Annotated in this window: 16 protein-coding genes and 1 tRNA gene; 11 read left to right on the top strand and 6 right to left on the bottom strand. The window is 62.0% G+C overall.

Features of this window, described 5'->3' with window-relative positions; genetic code table 11:
* Nucleotides 1-49 precede the first annotated feature (49 nt).
* On the top strand, nucleotides 50-1,780 hold the full coding sequence (locus tag ACPWR9_RS08365; protein ID WP_426297388.1) for an NADPH-dependent assimilatory sulfite reductase hemoprotein subunit: 1,731 nt from the start codon (nucleotides 50-52) through the stop codon (nucleotides 1,778-1,780).
* Between the two features lie 81 nt (nucleotides 1,781-1,861).
* On the opposite strand, the gene ACPWR9_RS08360 is transcribed toward ACPWR9_RS08365, so the two are convergent.
* Both ACPWR9_RS08360 and ACPWR9_RS08355 read right to left on the bottom strand, forming a co-directional pair.
* The gene (locus ACPWR9_RS08360) at nucleotides 1,862-2,239 is read right to left on the bottom strand and encodes a hypothetical protein (protein ID WP_426297389.1); all 378 of its coding nucleotides are present in this window, start codon (nucleotides 2,237-2,239) and stop codon (nucleotides 1,862-1,864) included.
* 158 nt (nucleotides 2,240-2,397) lie between these two features.
* Nucleotides 2,398-4,017, bottom strand: coding sequence for a methyl-accepting chemotaxis protein (locus ACPWR9_RS08355; RefSeq protein WP_426297390.1), 1,620 nt, complete (start codon nucleotides 4,015-4,017; stop codon nucleotides 2,398-2,400).
* A 304-nt stretch (nucleotides 4,018-4,321) separates the two neighbouring features.
* Here ACPWR9_RS08355 and ACPWR9_RS08350 point away from each other — a divergent pair, with 304 nt between their 5' ends.
* From ACPWR9_RS08350 to ACPWR9_RS08330, 5 genes are all read left to right on the top strand, one after another.
* Nucleotides 4,322-4,624 carry a hypothetical protein gene (locus ACPWR9_RS08350; protein ID WP_426297391.1) on the top strand — a complete coding sequence of 101 codons (303 nt, stop codon included), beginning with the start codon at nucleotides 4,322-4,324 and terminating at the stop codon, nucleotides 4,622-4,624.
* Between the two features lie 168 nt (nucleotides 4,625-4,792).
* Entirely contained in the window at nucleotides 4,793-5,425 is a 633-nt protein-coding gene (locus tag ACPWR9_RS08345; RefSeq protein WP_426297392.1) for a LysE family translocator, read from the top strand.
* A gap of 133 nt (nucleotides 5,426-5,558) precedes the next feature.
* Entirely contained in the window at nucleotides 5,559-8,105 is a 2,547-nt protein-coding gene (locus ACPWR9_RS08340) for a penicillin-binding protein 1A (RefSeq protein ID WP_426297393.1), read from the top strand.
* 170 nt (nucleotides 8,106-8,275) lie between these two features.
* Nucleotides 8,276-9,019 carry an AzlC family ABC transporter permease gene (locus tag ACPWR9_RS08335; RefSeq protein WP_426297394.1) on the top strand — a complete coding sequence of 248 codons (744 nt, stop codon included), beginning with the start codon at nucleotides 8,276-8,278 and terminating at the stop codon, nucleotides 9,017-9,019.
* The gene (locus ACPWR9_RS08330) at nucleotides 9,016-9,339 is read left to right on the top strand and encodes an AzlD domain-containing protein (RefSeq protein ID WP_426297395.1); all 324 of its coding nucleotides are present in this window, start codon (nucleotides 9,016-9,018) and stop codon (nucleotides 9,337-9,339) included. The genes ACPWR9_RS08335 and ACPWR9_RS08330 overlap by 4 nt, the downstream gene beginning before the upstream one ends.
* A 78-nt stretch (nucleotides 9,340-9,417) precedes the next feature.
* Here ACPWR9_RS08330 and gshA read toward each other — a convergent pair whose 3' ends face one another.
* The gene (gene gshA / locus ACPWR9_RS08325) at nucleotides 9,418-11,127 is read right to left on the bottom strand and encodes a glutamate--cysteine ligase (RefSeq protein WP_426297396.1); all 1,710 of its coding nucleotides are present in this window, start codon (nucleotides 11,125-11,127) and stop codon (nucleotides 9,418-9,420) included.
* A gap of 273 nt (nucleotides 11,128-11,400) precedes the next feature.
* Here gshA and ACPWR9_RS08320 point away from each other — a divergent pair, with 273 nt between their 5' ends.
* Nucleotides 11,401-12,174, top strand: coding sequence for a sulfite exporter TauE/SafE family protein (locus ACPWR9_RS08320; RefSeq protein WP_426297397.1), 774 nt, complete (start codon nucleotides 11,401-11,403; stop codon nucleotides 12,172-12,174).
* Between the two features lie 41 nt (nucleotides 12,175-12,215).
* Here the strand turns inward: ACPWR9_RS08320 and ACPWR9_RS08315 are convergent, their stop codons facing one another.
* The gene (locus ACPWR9_RS08315) at nucleotides 12,216-13,904 is read right to left on the bottom strand and encodes an AMP-binding protein (RefSeq protein ID WP_426297398.1); all 1,689 of its coding nucleotides are present in this window, start codon (nucleotides 13,902-13,904) and stop codon (nucleotides 12,216-12,218) included.
* A gap of 258 nt (nucleotides 13,905-14,162) precedes the next feature.
* Between ACPWR9_RS08315 and ACPWR9_RS08310 the strand changes: the two genes are divergently transcribed.
* A tRNA-Pro gene (locus ACPWR9_RS08310) sits at nucleotides 14,163-14,239 on the top strand.
* Nucleotides 14,240-14,553: 314 nt separating this feature from the next.
* Here the strand turns inward: ACPWR9_RS08310 and ACPWR9_RS08305 are convergent.
* Nucleotides 14,554-15,306 (bottom strand): YoaK family protein, encoded by a 753-nt coding sequence (locus tag ACPWR9_RS08305; protein ID WP_426297399.1) that lies wholly within the window; start codon nucleotides 15,304-15,306, stop codon nucleotides 14,554-14,556.
* A gap of 148 nt (nucleotides 15,307-15,454) precedes the next feature.
* Between ACPWR9_RS08305 and ACPWR9_RS08300 the strand changes: the two genes are divergently transcribed.
* The 3 genes from ACPWR9_RS08300 (at nucleotide 15,455) to ACPWR9_RS08290 (ending at nucleotide 17,603) form a co-directional block, all read left to right on the top strand.
* Nucleotides 15,455-15,643 (top strand): hypothetical protein, encoded by a 189-nt coding sequence (locus ACPWR9_RS08300; protein ID WP_150677554.1) that lies wholly within the window; start codon nucleotides 15,455-15,457, stop codon nucleotides 15,641-15,643.
* A 76-nt stretch (nucleotides 15,644-15,719) separates the two neighbouring features.
* Nucleotides 15,720-16,520 carry a class I SAM-dependent methyltransferase gene (locus tag ACPWR9_RS08295; protein ID WP_426297400.1) on the top strand — a complete coding sequence of 267 codons (801 nt, stop codon included), beginning with the start codon at nucleotides 15,720-15,722 and terminating at the stop codon, nucleotides 16,518-16,520.
* A gap of 123 nt (nucleotides 16,521-16,643) precedes the next feature.
* Nucleotides 16,644-17,603: a hypothetical protein gene (locus ACPWR9_RS08290; RefSeq protein ID WP_426297401.1), complete on the top strand. Its 960-nt coding sequence runs from the start codon at nucleotides 16,644-16,646 to the stop codon at nucleotides 17,601-17,603.
* Nucleotides 17,604-17,637: 34 nt separating this feature from the next.
* Here the strand turns inward: ACPWR9_RS08290 and ACPWR9_RS08285 are convergent, their stop codons facing one another.
* Nucleotides 17,638-18,162 carry a GNAT family N-acetyltransferase gene (locus tag ACPWR9_RS08285; protein ID WP_426297402.1) on the bottom strand — a complete coding sequence of 175 codons (525 nt, stop codon included), beginning with the start codon at nucleotides 18,160-18,162 and terminating at the stop codon, nucleotides 17,638-17,640.
* Between the last annotated feature and the right edge of the window lie 139 nt (nucleotides 18,163-18,301).

Genomic DNA, 18,301 nt, shown 5'->3' with positions numbered 1-18,301 from the left:
ACGTCCGTAGCCAGTGCCCACAAACAAGACAAGCAGACTAGCAGCCCACATGACGCAGACCATTATTCAAGCAGGAAGCGACGTGCCGGTTTCGGCGCGCAATGACGTCGAAAAGCTCAAGGACGTAACCAACTACCTGCGCGGCACCATCGCCGAAGGACTGGCCGACCCGCTCACCGGCGCCATCTTCGAGAAAGATGCGCAGCTCCTGAAATTCCACGGCTCGTACATGCAGGACGATCGCGACCTGCGCGCCGAGCGTCAGAAGCAGAAACTCGAACCGGCCTACCAGTTCATGATCCGGCTGCGTATGCCGGGCGGCGTGTGCACGCCTGAGCAGTGGCTCAAGCTCGACGATCTGGCGCAGAAGTACGGCGGCAACACCATTCGCCTGACCACGCGTCAGACCGTGCAGTATCACAACGTGCTCAAGCATCAGCTTCGCCCGCTCATTCGCGGCATGGACGAAGTCGCCATGACCAGCATTGCGGCGTGCGGCGACGTGAACCGCAATACGCTGGTGTCGAACAACCCGCACCTCTCGCCCGCCCACGCAGCCGCGCTCGACTGGTGCCTGAAGATCGACCAGCATTTGCTGCCGCAGACCACGGCCTATCGTGAAATCTGGCTGGGCGACAAGCGTCTGGGTGCGGGCAAGGAAGATCACGAACCGATTTACGGCAAGCACTACCTGCCGCGCAAGTTCAAGATCGCGATTGCGGTTCCGCCGAACAACGACGTCGATATCTACGCCAACGATCTGGGCTTCATCGCCATCGTGAATAAGGACGGCGAGCTCGAAGGCTTCAACGTGACGGTGGGCGGTGGCATGGGCATGACCCACGGCGACGCTGCCACGTACCCGCGCACCGCAAGCGTCATCGGCTACACGCCCGCCGATCGCGTGGTGGACGTGGCAGAGAAAGTGCTGCTGGTGCAGCGCGATTTCGGCGACCGCACCAACCGCAAGCATGCGCGTCTGAAGTACACCATCGACGATCGCGGCGTGGAGTGGTTCAAGGAAGAGCTCAACCGCTATCTGGGCTGGAATCTCGAGCCGGTGCGCGAATTCAAGTTCACGACCAACGGCGACCAGTACGGCTGGCTCAAGGGTGCCGACGATTTGTGGCACCTCACGCTGTTCATCCAGAATGGCCGCGTGAAGGACTGGGACGACTACCGCCTGATGACCGGCCTGCGCGAGATTGCCAAGGTGCACGACGGCGACATTCGAATTACCGGCAACCAGAACCTGATCATCGGCCGCGTGAGCGAGGCGAACAAGCCGCAGATCGAAGCGCTGGTGAAGGAATTCGGCCTGCTCGACGGCAAGCAACAAAGCGCGCTGCGCATCAACTCGATGGCTTGCGTGGGCTTCCCGACCTGCGGTCTGGCGTTGGCAGAAAGCGAACGCGCGCTGCCCGAACTGGTGACGCGTCTGGAGAAAGTGCTCGACGACGCGGGTCTCGCTGGCGAGCCGATCACCATTCGCACGACCGGCTGCCCGAACGGCTGCGCGCGCCCGTATCTGGCAGAAATCGGTCTGGTGGGCAAGTCGACGGGCAAGTACAACTTGTATCTGGGCGCGGGCTTCCACGGCCAGCGGCTCAACAAGCTGTATAAGGAGTCGGTGAACGACGATCAGATCGTGGCGGAGCTCACGCCCCTCTTCCAGCGATATGCCAAGGAACGCGAGGCTGGCGAGAAGTTCGGCGACTTCCTCGTGCGACAAGGCGTGGTGAAGGAAGTGGTCGAAGCCCGCGAGGACTTCCACGGCTGATCGCCACAAAAGCTCGGCTGAAAACAAAAACGCGACGGTTGCCCGTCGCGTTTTTTGTTGGCTCGAACGCTCGCGCGTCGATCAGTCGTTGCTGCCCGAGTACGGCACCATGCAGCGCTTGACCGTGTTCTCGTAGTCGCGCGACAGGTTGCTGCCCGGCGTCTCGTAGTACTGCACGCGCGCACCGAACCCGCCCTGCATGATGTCGACATACGGGTTGTAAGTCGCTTGGCCGTTGGCGTCCGGTCCGCGATAGACGCGCACTCGGTCGGCGCCCTCGCGTGCATACCCCGTCGAGTCGACGTTCGGCGCCAGTTCGCTCCAGCCGTGATAGATGCAGTTGAGCACCATGAAGCGATCGGCCGACGTGCCCTGATCGAGCAATCGCCCCGAGGCCGGATCGGGCCGGGACATCTGGTTGATCGGACCGCAACCTGCCAGGATTGCTACTGCCGCCATCAGCGCCATTCGCTTCATACCTCGACACCCTCAACTAATCAAAAGATGCCGAATGTTACCCGGTTCGGCGCGCCGCCGCCACGAAGCCGCCTACGCGCACGCTGAACCGCTGCGCTCACCGCGCCCTTCACGCCCACACCGATCGCACCGCTACGCGCTCACGCTGCCAGCGTCAGCGGCGACGTCTGCACCGCGTGCAATGCCGCGCGCCGGTGCGTGGCGGCATGACTTTCATCGCCTAACCGGAAGCGGGCCATCTCGCTGCGCAACGCATTCGTCTGATCTTCCAGCGACGCCGCAGCGGCCGCCGCTTGCTCGACCAGCGCCGCGTTCTGCTGCGTGACCGTGTCCATTTGCGTGACAGCCTGATTCACCTGCTCGATGCCGCCGCTCTGCTCGTCGGACGCCGCCGAGATTTCGCCCATGATGTCGGTCACGCGCTGCACCGCATGCACGATATCGTCCATCGTGCGCCCTGCCTCCGCGACCAGCGACGAGCCATCGGCCACCTTCTGCGCCGAGGCCTCGATCAGCGCCTTGATCTCGCGCGCTGCCGTGGCGCTGCGTTGCGCCAGCGTGCGCACTTCCCCCGCCACCACCGCGAAGCCGCGCCCTTGTTCTCCTGCGCGCGCGGCTTCCACCGCCGCATTGAGCGCCAGAATATTCGTCTGGAACGCGATGCCGTCGATCACGCTGATGATGTCCACCACCTGCGTCGAGCTCGTCGAGATACCGTGCATCGTGTCGACCACGCGCGCGACCACCTGACCGCCGCGCGACGCAATATCCGAAGCATTCACCGCCAACTGGCTCGCTTGCCGGGCGTTGTCGGCGTTTTGCTTCACGGTCGCCGTCAGCTCTTCCATCGACGAGGCCGTCTCTTCGAGCGATGCCGCTTGTTGCTCCGTGCGTGCCGACAGGTCTGTATTGCCCGCGGCGATTTCCGCCGTCGCCGTAGCCATCGCATCGCAACTGCGGCGCACGCCGCGAATCGTGCCCGCCAGACGCGATTGCATCGCGTCGACACCGCGCATGAGCAACGACATCTCGTCCTTGCCGCGCACTTCGATGTGGTTGTCGAGCTGCCCCGCAGAGATCGCCTCGAAATGGGCCAGCGCGTCGTGCAGCGGACGCATGATCGCGCCGCGCAGCGAGAAGTAGCAGGCGATGGAGAGCAACACGCCTAGCACCGTTGCGCCAACGCTCACCCAGCGGAATATGGCGAGCTCGGTCATCGACGCTTCGTACGTGTCGTGCCCGAGCTTCATCTTGTAGGCTGCGAGCGCGTCGCTCACGGTCGTGAGCGCGGCGTAGTACTTGGGCAGCGCGTTCATGGTGATGTCGTCCATGGCAACGCGATCGCCCGCGTTGATGGCCGCGATCATCGGGTTCATGCCCTTTTCGAAGAAGGTGGCGCGGCGCGCGGCGACGTCGTCGGCCATGCGTTGCTCTTCGGGGCCACGCGGTAAGGCCAGATAGGCGGCCCATGCAGCATCGGCGTCCTTGAGCATGCCCTGCGCACGGCTAACCACTTTGCCTACGTCGGGAGAATCGGGGTGAAGCACGACCCGGTCGAGAATGGCCCGGGTGCGGGCGAGCGTGGCGTTGTCTTTGCCTAGTGCCACCGTCGCCGCGAGATGACTTGAGTACGTCTCACGCAACGCATCGCCCGTGCGTGTCATACCGGCGATGCCCAGCGCGCCCATCAGAATCAACAATGCCGCCAACAACGCCATGGTCAGGCCAAGGCGCGCCTTAATCGAAAAGCTACGCAACATGCTGTCGTCTCCGTCTTTATCATGGGTGGCCTATGGATGGCCGTTCTCCCTGTCCGGCCTCTGATGGGCCGGTCATACTTGTGACATCGGCGCGGCCCGGCTCGGACTTGAGCATCCTGCGGGTTTACGTGCCTACGCGCCTAGCTGTCGGCGAGCGCCCGGATTGATGCAAATCAACCGGTGACGCTTGCCTGGCTTCTGTGCGGCCGTCTTGCGCATCGAAACAACGAAATGTGTCGACAGACCGAAAAAACCGGTCTGATGATATGTCATATTTTATATATCAACATAATTTATTCGAATCATGATCGAAGGACTCGAGAAATTGCTGGCCGCGGGCAAAGACAATGCGTTGCTCCGGTTCGGCTTGGGCAAGGCCTATTTGGATTCACAGAACTTCGCCGTGGCGGCCGATCACCTGACGCATTGCGTGGCGTTCGATCCCAAGTACACGGCCGCGTGGAAGCTGCTGGGCAAGGCGCGACAAGGCGCGGGCGACATCGAGGGCGCGCGAGACGCATGGACGCGCGGCATCGCTTCAGCCCAAGCCCACGGCGACCGGCAGGCGGAAAAAGAGATGACGGTGTTTCTGAAACGGCTGGGCTGAACACGGCTTCGGAGGGGAGCAAACGCCCTCCCCGCAAGCCGTCGGCGCCCCGGCGTGACTCAATCGGCGTGCACGCCATTGACGTGGTATCTTGCAGCTTACCTTTTTGGCCTGCTGGTTAACCCACCCGTAGTGCCTTCGCCATCGACTGCATATTCGCCGCCCCACATGCCTTCCATCGCTACCTGGTTAGCCTTCGCGCTTGTCGCGCTGGGCATGGCCCTGACGCCCGGGCCGAACATGATGTATCTGATCTCGCGCTCCCTGTGTCAGGGTCCGGCCGCGGGGTTGGTTTCGCTGGGTGGTGTGGCGCTCGGCTTCGTCGTGTACATGATCAGCGCCGCGTTCGGCATTACCGCCCTGCTCTTCGCAGTGCCGTTTGCCTACGACGTGCTGCGCTTCGGCGGCGCGTTGTATCTGGGCTGGCTGGCCTGGCAAGCGCTCAAGCCGGGTGGCCGGTCGCCGTTCGAAGTACGCGCACTGCCCCGTGACAGCAATCGCCGACTGTTCCTGATGGGCCTGTTCACGAGCGTGCTCAACCCGAAGATCGCCATGTTGTATCTGGCGCTGTTGCCGCAGTTCGTGCACCCGGAACACGGCAGCGTGCTCACGCAGTCGCTGTTGCTGGGCACCACGCAGATCGTTCTCAGCGTGCTGGTCAACAGCAGCGTGGCGCTCTCGGCGGGGGCCATCTCGACGTTCTTCGCGCAGCGTCCCGCGTGGCTGCGCATTCAGCGCTGGCTGATGGGTGGGGTGCTCGGTGCCCTCGCGCTGCGCATGGCGACAGAAGCCCGCCGTTGAGTACCGCCCAGTTTTTAGAGGATGCCCGCCCCGGCGTGGCATACTTCTCCGATTTCCCGATTTCGCCGCGCGGCGGGGATCCACGCAGCGCTAGGCCGGCCGGCCTGTTCCCATCCTGCAATTTTCGTTGGGTATGTCCTTGAAGCATTATTTGCCGCCTCGTGCGCCGTCTGATCCGGTGCCCAGTACTTCCCGTACATCCGCTACGTCCGTTACCTCTCCCACTCCCGTCGATCCGGCGCGCCTGCCACGCACCCGCCGTGCATCGGGCCCGCTCGGCCGTCAACGTGGTTTCGGCACGATCGCGGTCATCCTCACCGCGCTGGCTGGTCTGGCCGTCGTCGGTGCGCTGATCGTCGGTTATGCGCTGATTGTCATGCGCCCGAACCTGCCGCCGCTCGACGTCATTACCGACTACCGGCCCAAGGTGCCGCTGCGCGTGTACACGTCGGATAACGTGCTGATCGGCGAGTTTGGCGAAGAGCGCCGCAGCCTGGTCACCATCGACCAGATTCCGGACGTGATGAAAAAGGCCGTGCTCGCCATCGAGGACTACCGCTTCTACGATCACGGCGGCGTCGACTTCATCGGCATTCTGCGTGCGGGCGTGTCCGACGTGATCCATCGCGGCGCCGCGCAAGGCGCCAGTACGATCACCATGCAGGTCGCGCGTAACTTCTTCCTCTCGCGAGAGAAGACGGCGACCCGCAAGATCTACGAAATGCTGCTCGCCTACAAGATCGAGTCGGCACTCTCCAAAGACCAGATCCTCGAGCTGTACATGAACCAGATTTATCTGGGTCAGCGGGCCTACGGTTTTGCGAGTGCTGCGCGCATCTATTTCGGCAAGGATCTGAAAGACATCTCGCTGGGCGAAGCGGCCATGCTCGCCGGCCTGCCCAAGGCACCGTCGGCGTACAACCCGATCGTGAACCCGAAGCGCGCCAAGATTCGTCAGGAATACATCCTCAAGCGCATGCTCGATCTGGGCTATATCACGCGCAATCAGTATGAAGACGCTCTGCACGAGCCGATTCGCACGCGCACGGCTGGCAACGAATACAACGTGCATGCCGAGTACGTCGCCGAAATGGTGCGTCAAGCGGTGTACGACCAATACAAGGACGAGGCTTATACCCGCGGCCTGACGGTCATCACCACGCTCGACTCGAAGAAGCAGCAGGCCGCATATGACGCCGTGCGCATGGGCGTGCTCGATTACGAGCGCCGCCATTCGTACCGTGGCCCGGAAGGTTTTGTCGAGTTGCCCGCCCCGATGCCCGACCGTCAGCAGTCGATCGAAGATGCGCTGCTCGAACACCCCGACAACGGCGATCTGGTCGCCGCCGTCGTGGTGGCGGCCAGCACGTCGCAGATCACGGCGATTCCGCTCTCGGGCGATGCCGTGACCATCAGCGGCGACGGCATCGGCTTTGCTGCCCCCGCCCTCTCGGCCAAGGCCAGCGAGAAAGTGCGCATTCGACCGGGCTCGATCATCCGCATGATGAAGGACGCGCGCGGCAAGTGGCGTGTGTCGCAGTTGCCGGAAGTGCAGGGCTCGCTCGTGTCGCTCTCGCCTGACGACGGTGCGATTCGCGCGCTCGTCGGCGGCTTCGACTTCAATCAGAGCAAGTTCAACCGGGCGACGCAGGCATGGCGCCAGCCGGGCTCGACGTTCAAGCCGGTGGTGTACTCGGCCGCCGTCGAAAAGGGCGTGAGCCCTGCCACGACGGTGATGGACGGCCCGCTGAATCTGCCGCCGGCACAAACCGGCGGACAGGCATGGGATCCGCATGACGACGACGCCTTCAGCGGCCCGATGACCGTGCGCGAAGGTCTGCAACGCTCGAAGAATTTAGTGGCGATTCGCCTGCTGCAATTCGCTGGCACGCAGTTCACGCAAGACTTCGCGACGCGCTTCGGCTTCGACGCCGACAAGGTGCCGCCGTATCTGCCGATGGCGCTCGGTGCCGGTCAAACGACGCCGTTGCAGTTGGCAGGTGCGTATGCCGTGTTCGCGAATGGCGGCTACCGCGTAGCCCCCTATCTGATTAGCGAAATTCGCGATGCGCGCGGCAATGTGCTGAACAAAGCCACGCCGGTGATTGCGGGCGTGAATGCAGCGCGCGCGATCTCGGCCCCGAACGCTTACATCATGAACAGCCTGCTGCAAAGCGTGGCCCAGCGTGGGACGGGCTCGGGCACCAATGTGCTCAAGCGTAACGACTTGGCGGGCAAGACGGGTACCACCAACGATGCGCTCGACGGCTGGTTTGCCGGGTATCAGCATTCGCTGGTGGCGGTGGCGTGGCTTGGTTTCGATCAGCCGAAAACGCTGGGCAGCCGCGAATTCGGTGCACAACTGGCCCTGCCGGTGTGGACGAAGTACATGGGCGTAGCGCTCAACGGCGTGCCGCAGCAGCAGATGGCGATGCCTGAAGGCGTGAGCGTGGTGAACGGCGAGTTGTACGAGACCGACAAGCTGCCGGGCAACGGCTTCGTGGCGAGCATCGGGATCGACGACAACAGCGGCGGCGGTTTCTCGCTGCCGTTCTTCGGCAGCAATTCGCCCTCGCCTGCCCCTGTCGCGCCGCCGCCTGCTGCCGCCCAGCCGCCGTCGCCAGGCGGGGTCGATGCCAGCGAGAAAGCGCGCATTCTCGACATGTTCAAGCATCCGTGATGCGGCGCTGCCAAAGCCCATGACGCTTTGGCTGAGACGTAAGATCGAACGGCCGCCTACGGGCGGCCGTTTGCTATGCGCAAGAACGTACAAGTCAGACCGGATGCCGCCGCGTTATGCTCGCAGCCATCCGCAACCGTTATTTCGCGTTTTCCGAGGTCAGCACCATCATGTCCGCCCCGTCCCGCGCGGCCAGCTTCACGGCTGGCATCCGCGACACCTTCCCGATGATCGTCGGCGCTGCGCCCTTCGGTCTGATCTTCGGCGCGCTGGTGGCCACCACGCCGATGGCCACATGGCATGGTCAGCTCATGTCGCTCACCGTGTTTGCCGGTTCGAGTCAGTTCATCGCTGCCGGACTATTTGCGACCGGCGTGGGCTACGTGGTGCTCTGGGCGACAACGCTGATAGTGAATTTGCGTCACATGCTGTACGCCGCCAACCTGCTGCCTCACGTGCGTCACCTGAATCTGCGCTGGCGCTGCCTGCTCGGCTTCACGCTGACCGACGAGACGTTTGCCGTGACGAGCAGCCATTTCCACAAGCATCCGGACGATCCGATGGGGCATTGGTATTTCTTGGGCTCCGGCGTATCGATGTATTTGAACTGGCAACTCTGGACGTTGGCCGGGTTGCTGTTCGGTGCCGCCTTTCCGCGACTGCAAACACTCGGTCTCGATTTCGCGATGGTGGCAACGTTCATCGCGATTATCGTGCCGCAGATGGCCCGCATGCCGTGGGCCGTGGCGACGGTGGTGGCGGGTACCGCAGCGTATCTCTGTCAGGGACTGCCATACAAGCTGGGGCTGCTCGTCGCTGTCACGCTGGGCATTGTGGCCGGAATGATTACCTTGCATCTGCGACGCCGGGGCAATGGCCTAACGCAGGGATCGACGCCGGGAGGTGCGCGATGAATTATGTGATCGCAATTCTCGGCATGGCGGTCGTGACCTTCGCCGTGAAGGCGGGGATCTTCGTACTGGGCGACCGGGTGCGCTTTCCCGAATGGCTACGCGCGGCGCTGTCGTTCGTGCCGGTCACGGTGCTCACGGCGATCATCGTGCCGATGACGCTTGCACCGCACGGCAACGGGCTGGAGTTGACGTGGCGCAATCCGCAGTTGGTGGCAGCCCTCGCGGCGATTGCCGTTTGTGCCGCGACGCGCCATCAGCTCCTCACCATCGGTGTGGGGTTGGGCGTGTTCTTCGGCTGGCAGTTCGGGATATTGGGCTGACGAGGCCAGTAATGCTTCACCGCCTCAGGATATGAAAAAAGCGCCCTCGGGCGCTTTTTCCTTTGTGCCGACGCGGAATCAGACCGTCACCGTCCCGAGCGTGCCTGCACGATACGCCGCGACGAAGGCATCGAAGTCACCGACTTGAGTGCGCTCCAGTTCGGCTTGGGTTTCCAGCGACTTGCGAGCCAGCGTTTCAAAGTGTTCGACCACCTTGTCGTCGAGCGGCATGTCGCGCAGCGTCTGCGCGTGGCGCTTGCTCTGCGCCAGCGAGAACGCTTGAAACGCACCGCCAGCGGTGCCGCGCAATGGTTCGAGCGCCGCCATGACGCGGGCCGACGGCGTGAGCGTCACGTCTTGCACCTTGGCACGTTGCACCGCCATGGTGTGGGCGTACTTCGCGCCACCGCGCTGGGCGTCGAAGGCCGCGGCCGCGCGGTCGATGCGATCGAGCAGTTGCTCGGCCCAATCAAACAGCGTGATCGCTTCGCCGCCACGATGCAGCACCAGTCCAGGCTTGCGGCCTTCCTTGACCACGTGCGCGAAGTTATCGCGGTTTTCGATGTTCTCGGCGTTCGAGCACGACGGGCTGTCTTCGAGCGCGCAGAAGAGCATGAAAGCGTCGATGAAGCGTGCCGTGTCCACATCGATACCCACCGGCAGGAACGGGTCGATATCCACGCAGCGCACTTCCACGTACTGCACGCCACGGCGCGCCAGTGCCTGCACCGGGCGCTCGCCGCTGTAGGTCACGCGCTTGGGACGAATGGTCGCGTAGAACTCGTTTTCGATTTGCAGCAGGTTGGTCGAGAGCTGAATCCACTCGCCGTCGCGCTTGGTGCCGAGGGCTTCATACGGCGGATGCGGTTGGCTGACGGCTTGCGTGAGTGCATCGATGTAGCTCGGCAGGCAGTCGTAGCACGGCGAGACTTCCGATTGCGCGCTGTTCTGATAGCCCAGATCGCTCATGCGCAGGCTGGTCGCGTACGGCAGACCGAGCGTGCCTTCATCGAAGGATTCAAGCCCATGTTCTCGACCGCGCAGAAACTCGGCATGCAGCACCGGCGACGCGCCGAACAGATACATCAGCAGCCAGCTATAGCGGCGGAAATTGCGAATCAGCGCCACGTAGCGTGCCGATTGATAGTCGCGCGCCGACACGTCCTTCACACCTTCTTGTTCGCGCAGCAGTTCCCACACGGGTTCCGCCAGCGAGAAGTTGTAGTGGATGCCTGCGATGCATTGCATCGGCTTGCCGTAGCGCAGCGCGAGGCCGCGGCGATAGACGTGCTTGAGCATGCCGATATGCGACGTGCCGTAGTCGGCAATCGGGATCACCGCTTCCGGCGGCAATGCGGGCGGCATCGAGTCGCTCCAAAGCAGTTCGTCGCCGAGCTTGCGGTACGCGAACTGATGGATCTCGTCGAGGCGAGCGATGACTTCAGCGGCGTCGTGCTGCGGCGGCGTGATGAATTCGAGCAGCGCTTCGGAGTAATCGGTGGTGATTTCTTCGTTGGTCAGCGCCGAGCCCAACGCGCGCGGGTGCGGCGTCAGGGCAAGTGCACCATCGGCTTCGACGCGCAGCGTTTCGCGCTCGATGCCGGACAAACCCTGTCCGAGCAGTGCGCGGTGCGCGGGCTGCATGATGAGTGCGAGACGCCGGTCGAGCACGTCACCGGCGGAGGACGCATCGCGTCGTTCGTTTTGGCAATTCTGGTTTTCCAACTTCCATCCCTCTGGTGAGGCGCGATGCTGTACGGCATGGCTGTCGCCGCCTGTGCCTGTCATGGCGAGGCCATGAACTGACGAGGGCACGGCAGGCGTACGGTGGTCTACGGGGTGCCGATGGCCTTCGATGGGTTCGCCGGGAGACGTCTCCGGGAAGCACTTCAGGCGCGGCACGGCGCGAATTTGGCCTGAGCATAACTGAAAACGCCAAAGCGCGTCGGACGCCGCCTAAAACGCCGCCATCGAGCGCCAAAAGAGCCTCAGCGTCAGGCTGAGTGCCCCTGCGCGAATGCCACATTGGCGATGGGGTCATGCGCACCGATACTGGGCAGCATGATGAATACACAACATTTGACCGACCTCATCCCCCTGCTTTCGCTGGGGCTCGTTACCTTTTTGCTCGCTGGCTTTGTCAAAGGCGTGATCGGGCTGGGTTTGCCCACGGTCGCCGTGGGGTTGCTCGGGCTGGCGATGCCGACGGCGGAAGCTGCGGCGCTGCTGATCGTGCCGTCCCTCGTGACGAATGTGTGGCAGTTGCTGGCGGGTCCGCGTTTCATGGCGTTAGCGAAGCGGCTCTGGCCGATGCTCGCGGGCATTTGCGTTGGCACGTGGGCGGGCGGCGGCTGGCTGGCGAGTGGTGGCAACACGCCGGGTATTGCGTTGGGCGTCGCGCTGTTGGCGTATGCGGCGTTGGGGCTGGCGGCGGTGCGCATGCGTATTCCTGCGGCCTGGTCGAGTGGACGCGTCAGTGCTCTGGGCGGCGGGATCGGCGTGATAACGGGGCTGGTCACGGCAGCGACGGGAGTCTTCGTGATTCCCGCAGTGCCGTTCCTGCAAGCACTGGAGCTCGACAAGGACGATCTGGTGCAGGCGCTCGGGTTGTCGTTCACCGTGTCGACAGTCGCGCTCGCGGCGGGACTCGCACGTGACGGCATCTTCCACGGGCATGCGATTGGTGTGTCGCTGCTGGCACTGGCACCGGCATTGGGCGGGATGTTCTTCGGGCAGTGGGTGCGCGGACGCGTGAGCGCACCGGTGTTTCGCCGCTGCTTCTTCGTTGGGCTAGCGATGTTGGGTGCTGAATTGGTGATTCAACATATGCGCTGAGGCGGTCAATGCGCGGGCGTGAGGGCGCCGCCCTCACATCCTCACTTCAAGTCGGTGAAATCGACGTCCCAGAACTCAAGTTCGCGCCGGGCGTCGAGACTTCGCCCTTCTTCCGTTCGGCGCAGTTCGACGCGTCGGATCTTCCCGGAAATCGTCTTCGGTAAATCGCAGAATTCCAAGCGGCGAATGCGTTTGTAGGGTGCGAGGTGATCGCGGCAGAAACGGAGAATATCGAGCGCGAGTTTGTCGTCGGCTTTAAAGCCGGTGCGCAACGAGATGAACGCCTTCGGTACGGCGAGCCGCACCGGATCGGGGCTAGGCACAACGCCTGCTTCGGCCACGGCCGGATGCTTGATCAGTTCGCTCTCGAGTTCGAACGGGCTGATGCGATAGTCCGACGCTTTGAAAACATCGTCGGCGCGTCCGACGTAAGTGAAGTAGCCGTGATCGTCGCGCATCGCGACATCGCCGGTGCGGTAGTAGCCGTCGCGCATGACGTCGGCGGTCTTCTCTGGATCGTCTTCGTAGCCTTGCATCAGGCCGGTGGGCCGTGGCGAAATCACGAGCGCGATTTCGCCTTCGTCGGCGGGTACGCCATCGTGATCGAGCAGCACCACACGGTAGCCCGGCATCGGCCGCCCCATCGCCCCGGCTTTGACGGGTTGACCGGGCGAGTTACCGATTTGGCAGCAGGTTTCGGTTTGGCCGTAGCCGTCGCGAATGGTGATGTTCCATGCGCGTTTGACCTGATCGATGACTTCGGGATTGAGCGGCTCCCCTGCGCCGATCAGTTCACGAAACTTCACGGGATGCCGGGCGAGGTCTTCCTGAATCATCATTCGCCAGACGGTGGGTGGTGCGCACAGCGTGGTGACACCGCAGCGCGCTGCGGTCTCGAGTGCCGCACGGGCGTCGAAGCGCGAGAAGTTGTAGATAAAGATCGTCGCGCCTGCGTTCCAAGGCGCAAAGAAACAACTCCATGCGTGCTTGGCCCAGCCGGGCGAGCTGATGTTCCAGTGCACGTCGCCGGGTTGCAGGCCGAGCCAGTACATGGTGGCGAGGTGGCCGACGGGGTAGCTCTGATGGGTGTGCAGCACGAGCTTCGGGCGCGACGTGGTGCCTGACGTGAAGTACAGCAGCAACGGGTCGGTCGCGAGCGTGGTGCCGTCGGGCGTGAAGGTGTCGGGTTCGTCGTAAGCGGGAGCGAGCGACGTCCAGCCATCGGGCGTGTTTTCGCCGACGGCGATGCGTTGGTAGTTGCCTGGGAGGTCAGCGAACTTGAGCGCGTCGCGTGTGGTGGTGACGACGTGACGCACACGGCCGCGCTCGATACGGTCGACGAGATCGCCAGCGGCGAGCAGCGTGGTGGCGGGAATCATGACGGCGCCGAGCTTCATGCAGGCGAGCATGAGGTCCCAGAGTTCGACCTGATTGGGCAGCATGAGCAGCACGCGATCGCCACGCGCGACACCTTGGGCGCGCAGGAAGTTGGCGACTTGATTCGAGCGTGCCGACATTTGCGAGAAGGAGAGGCGTGTGTCGGTGCCGTCTTCTTCTACGACCCAGAGGGCGGGGGTGTGATTGTCTTGTGCTTGTGGATCGAAGAAGTCGAGGGCCCAGTTGAATTGCGTGAGTACGGGCCAGCGGAAGTCACGGTACGCCACGTCGTAGTGGGCGCGCTGCGCGAGCAAGAGGTCGCGTGCGGCCTCGAATCCCTGGATATGCGGCATCGCTTGTCTCCAAGCCTCGATAGGCAGGATTCCATTATGGTGAGGCCCCTCGAATGCGACATTCGGGATAACCATCATGGGGTTGGCGTGTGCGAAGACGACGGGTGCGCGATCGGTGCGCGGTGACGGGCACGGTGGATGTGCGATGTAGGCGGAAGAAAAAATATGCGGAGAATGCGCGCAGACGCTTTCATTCCTGCGAAAAGCTCTGCTATAATCGCCTGCTTTCGAGCGATGCATTTAACGATGCATCTCTCACGGGGCGTAGCGCAGCCTGGTAGCGTACCTGCATGGGGTGCAGGTGGTCGGAGGTTCAAATCCTCTCGCCCCGACCAGAATAGAAAAACCCGCACAGTCTTTGGCTGTGCGGGTTTTTTCGTTGTTGGCTCAACTGCCTTGTGCGTCTCTCCGAGCGCGTCAGCAGTTCCCCTTCTTCGCCTGTCCCGGCGGACAGAAATCGTTACCGGGGCCGCCTCTGCCACCACGAGGACCGTCATCGGGGACGTACACGGCACAGCTCGCGAGCAACATCGTGCACGCGAGGAACAGGAAAGTTAGTTTGCGCATTTGTCAGGTCCTCCAGGGAATGCGGCTGCGAAACATGAACCTTCTAACTCAACGTCGATCAGTTTTCGCAAGCGTATCCGATTCATCTCGGCGTTCGATGCGAAATATCGTCAAGCAACGGCACAATCGCCAACAAGATAAGTATCAACGCCAGCGGAATCGTCGACACGAATCCAAGATGCTTAAACCCTAGCGCACCCACGACGCCGCCGAGGAAGAACATCCCGAGCAACGACGCCAATAGGCGCAGCTTCGCGTGATCGGCAGTGACCCTTTGCGGTTCCGCTAAAAGCCCCGGCCGGTTCCAGTACAGCATCTTCCCTAGCTCAATACCGATATCGGTGACCAGCCCAGTCACATGCGTCGTTCGGATTTCCGCCTTGGATATCTTCGTGATGATCGCGTTTTGAAGACCCATCACGTAGCACAGCAATGCCACCGTTGCAGAAGCGAACAACCATCGATGGTGTTCTAGATTCGTCCCCACCAAACCGAAACACAGCAGCAACACCGCCTCCAAAAGCAACGGCGCGGCGTAAGCGCTGTGCGTCTGGTGACGTCGCCCCCAGTTGATGAGAATCGCAGACGTCGCGGCACCGAAGAGAAAAGCGAGTAACGCGCTGAGACCCGTGAGCACATACACCAACTGGCCTAATACGAGATCGTCGGACAGCGACGCCACGATGCCCGACATATGCGACGTGTATTGCCCGACTGCCAAAAATCCACCGGCGTTCGCGGCACCCGCAACAAACGCCAACGAACACCCTAATCGGCGGTTCGCAGCATCGGTGCGCGCTGGCTGGGTGAACCCCCGCAAGTAATTGATCGGCATGACGCAACTCACTAAAGGCACAAGGGAACAGGCTTGCCGATCAATTCTAACGGCTCGGAATGCTGTGCCATTTGATCCGAATAAAACTCGGTTGCGCCGCCACCGTGTCACAATCCCGACTCTCATCACAACATCGGAGCCAAATATCATGGCGCTATACGATCTGCCTGAGGCTCGGCAAATTGCAAGAACCTTCGTCCAAGAACTCATCAAGGCGCAAGGCATTCCCCTGACGGGCTCGAAAGGGGTCACCGACCCGGCAGCCTCGGGCGAACGCGACGCCGCATATCTGCATAGTCTTCTCGAATCACTGACCAAGAAACTCTCGGGCAGTTAATAAAGACGAGCCCGCACAACGACGGGCTCTCATTCACTGCTCGCGGCGTTTCATTCTCTCGAACTGAATACCGCCGATGCCTTCAACCTCAACACACGCTGTCGACTTCCTCTCCCACAACCGTGCCGCGTGGGACAAACAAGCCGCTGAAGTCCGCGAATGGTCACGTCCGGTCAGTCCGGAAATCGTTCAAGCGGCAAAGCAGGGCCATTGGGGTGTACATCTCACGCCACGGCCACTGCCGAAAGACTGGCTTGGTGACGTCACGGGCAAGCACATTCTGTGCCTCGCCTCCGCAGGCGGACAACAAGCCCCCGTGCTCGCCGCCGCCGGTGCCCACGTCACTGTCTTCGATATCTCCGACGCGCAACTCGAGCAAGACCGCAAGGTCGCAGCGCGCGACGGCCTGACGCTCGACACCCGGCAAGGCGATATGCGCGACCTCAGCGCCTTCGACAATGCCTCGTTCGACATCGTCTTCCACCCGATTTCCAACCTCTATGTGCCCGACGTGCGCCCCGTCTGGCGCGAATGCCACCGAGTGCTCAAATCCGGTGGCTCGTTACTTGCGAGCTTTTACAACCCCGTCGTCTTCATCGGCGACCGCGATCCCGAATACGCCAAGCAAGGGCTCATCCGCCCGCAATTCAAACTGCCCTATTCCGATCTGAACGACCTCGCGCCCGATCAACTTCAAAAGAAGCGCGAGTCGGGTGAAGCACTGGTCTTCGGGCATTCGCTCAGCGATTTGATCGGCGGACAACTCGATGCTGGCTTTGCCATCGAAGGGTTTTACGAGGACGAGCAACCTAACCCGCGATTCGTCGTGGACCGGTTTCTGCCCACTTTCCTCGCCACGCGTGCCCGCAAACGCTAACTCACACCCAAAACCAGAGCCCACACTCCAATTTCCGTCATTGGCATCCGCCATCGCTTTTCGCTACGATACGTTTCAAAGAAGTTCCGCTAACAACGCATTACAACAAACCGGAGCTATCAGATGCGATTACGCACGAGGGGACACGCGTACGGGCGTCGTAAGCCGGTACTTCTACCGGCCTTATTTTTTCTGCTAATTTCGACCAATCCGGGCCACGTCATTGCGGCAGAGGAATCCCCAGGCGAGACAACCGCTTGGTTGATTGGCTTGCTCAAAAATAACAACGGCAAGACGTTCTGCATCCCCAAGGAAACCAGCGTCCGGACCGTCGTCAGCGTGTTGCGCGATTACTCGGTGGCGCATCCCGAACTGAATGACCAGTTCACCGATCCGATGGCGGTTCAGGTCATCGCGCGTTTCTTTCCTTGCACAAGCCTCTTAGGAGACGTGTCGCTCAGAGAACTCGGCGACGCCGGTGTACGCCGAATCGAATTCGCACCAAAGGGCGAATACGCCACCATCGACAACGCCGAACTCAATGCGACGTTACAGCGCCTACAAGCCACGACCGGGCACGAAAACGATGCGCTGATTGAAACGATCACCGCCAATTCCGCCAACTACGCCCCGCCCGTGTTCTACGCACTCGCCTGGCTGCTCTACCGACAAGGACGAGTGACCGACGCCTTGTTCTGGTACAACGCCGGGCGCATCCGCAGCACATTCGATGCCCGCATCTGCACCGATGCCACAGCCCACAACGCCATTGGTGCCCTCACCCAAAAGACGCCCGTCGCACTCTTGCGAGCGCAGATCGAAGACCCGGCCCGCTATCGCGACATCGCCAAAAAGATTGTGAAATGGGACGAATCGACCCCCTACCGATACGACCACCGGTGGATCAGCCTGCACGGCGTACAGGCCATCGCAAAAAGTTTGAACAAGGAGAAATCAACGCCGACGCCGCTCACACTGCCCCGCGATCAATGGGACAGCATCGCGGCAGGTAATCGCGCCGACTTTTTGAAAGACGTCGACTACACGCTGGAAAAGTCAAAACGCGCAAAGTCGACCGAGTGACAGCGCTGTGCCGTCAACAGGTGCGTGGCCTCACCTACCCATTGCGCTCGCACACGAACGCAAACACATCCCGATCGACAAGCGCACCTAACTTGTTGAAGCTCTTACGCAGCGTCCCCTCGTGCGCGAACCCGCACTTGGTCAACACACGAGCGGACGCCGTGTTCCACGAGAACACCGTCGTCTCGACCCGCACCAGCCCCATCGTGTCGATGCCATGCGACAGCGCTTGTCTGAGCGCCGCCGTCGCGATCCCCTGCCCCCAGAACGCTTCGCCGAGCCAATAAGAAATCACGCCGCAATGCGACGCGGCGCCCGTTAGTCTGCGCAATCCAATGCCCCCCGCCAACTGCCCATCCGCTTCGATCGCCCAGGCAGGCCGGTTCGGATCGAGTAGCGGCGCGCTCACCGTCGCCACCCATCGCTGGGCATCCTGCACCGTGTAGGGCGATGGAAATCGCTCCGCCATGTTCGCAGCAACGCGCGGGTTGTTGGCCAACGCGGGCAACGCTTGTACGTGATCGTCTCGCCACGAAACGATGTGAACCGAATTCGCCATGATCGCCAGAGAGATGTGGGAAGGATGAGAACCGCGGCCAACGAGGCAATAACGGCGTCACCACAAAATCACTGTACATTTAAACATTACTGTTTTTTTGTACAGTATCTTGTGCTACATTTCCTTTCACCAATATTCC

This window comes from Pandoraea pneumonica (assembly GCF_049918595.1).
Taxonomy (GTDB): domain Bacteria; phylum Pseudomonadota; class Gammaproteobacteria; order Burkholderiales; family Burkholderiaceae; genus Pandoraea; species Pandoraea pneumonica_A.
Note: the sequence above shows the minus strand (reverse complement) of the source record. Positions and strands in the feature narration are given on the sequence as shown.

Excerpts from the sequence above, each read along its gene's own strand:
- ACPWR9_RS08350 (WP_426297391.1), top strand. The coding sequence starts at position 4,322 with ATGATCGAAGGACTCGAGAAATTGCTGGCCGCGGGCAAAGACAATGCG.
- ACPWR9_RS08345 (WP_426297392.1), top strand. The coding sequence starts at position 4,793 with ATGCCTTCCATCGCTACCTGGTTAGCCTTCGCGCTTGTCGCGCTGGGC.
- ACPWR9_RS08355 (WP_426297390.1), bottom strand. The coding sequence starts at position 4,017 with ATGTTGCGTAGCTTTTCGATTAAGGCGCGCCTTGGCCTGACCATGGCG.
- ACPWR9_RS08290 (WP_426297401.1), top strand. The coding sequence starts at position 16,644 with ATGCGATTACGCACGAGGGGACACGCGTACGGGCGTCGTAAGCCGGTA.
- ACPWR9_RS08320 (WP_426297397.1), top strand. The coding sequence starts at position 11,401 with ATGATGAATACACAACATTTGACCGACCTCATCCCCCTGCTTTCGCTG.
- ACPWR9_RS08360 (WP_426297389.1), bottom strand. The coding sequence starts at position 2,239 with ATGGCGGCAGTAGCAATCCTGGCAGGTTGCGGTCCGATCAACCAGATG.
- ACPWR9_RS08305 (WP_426297399.1), bottom strand. The coding sequence starts at position 15,306 with ATGCCGATCAATTACTTGCGGGGGTTCACCCAGCCAGCGCGCACCGAT.
- ACPWR9_RS08340 (WP_426297393.1), top strand. The coding sequence starts at position 5,559 with ATGTCCTTGAAGCATTATTTGCCGCCTCGTGCGCCGTCTGATCCGGTG.
- ACPWR9_RS08335 (WP_426297394.1), top strand. The coding sequence starts at position 8,276 with ATGTCCGCCCCGTCCCGCGCGGCCAGCTTCACGGCTGGCATCCGCGAC.
- ACPWR9_RS08330 (WP_426297395.1), top strand. The coding sequence starts at position 9,016 with ATGAATTATGTGATCGCAATTCTCGGCATGGCGGTCGTGACCTTCGCC.
- ACPWR9_RS08365 (WP_426297388.1), top strand. The coding sequence starts at position 50 with ATGACGCAGACCATTATTCAAGCAGGAAGCGACGTGCCGGTTTCGGCG.
- gshA (WP_426297396.1), bottom strand. The coding sequence starts at position 11,127 with ATGACAGGCACAGGCGGCGACAGCCATGCCGTACAGCATCGCGCCTCA.
- ACPWR9_RS08285 (WP_426297402.1), bottom strand. The coding sequence starts at position 18,162 with ATGGCGAATTCGGTTCACATCGTTTCGTGGCGAGACGATCACGTACAA.
- ACPWR9_RS08300 (WP_150677554.1), top strand. The coding sequence starts at position 15,455 with ATGGCGCTATACGATCTGCCTGAGGCTCGGCAAATTGCAAGAACCTTC.
- ACPWR9_RS08295 (WP_426297400.1), top strand. The coding sequence starts at position 15,720 with ATGCCTTCAACCTCAACACACGCTGTCGACTTCCTCTCCCACAACCGT.
- ACPWR9_RS08315 (WP_426297398.1), bottom strand. The coding sequence starts at position 13,904 with ATGCCGCATATCCAGGGATTCGAGGCCGCACGCGACCTCTTGCTCGCG.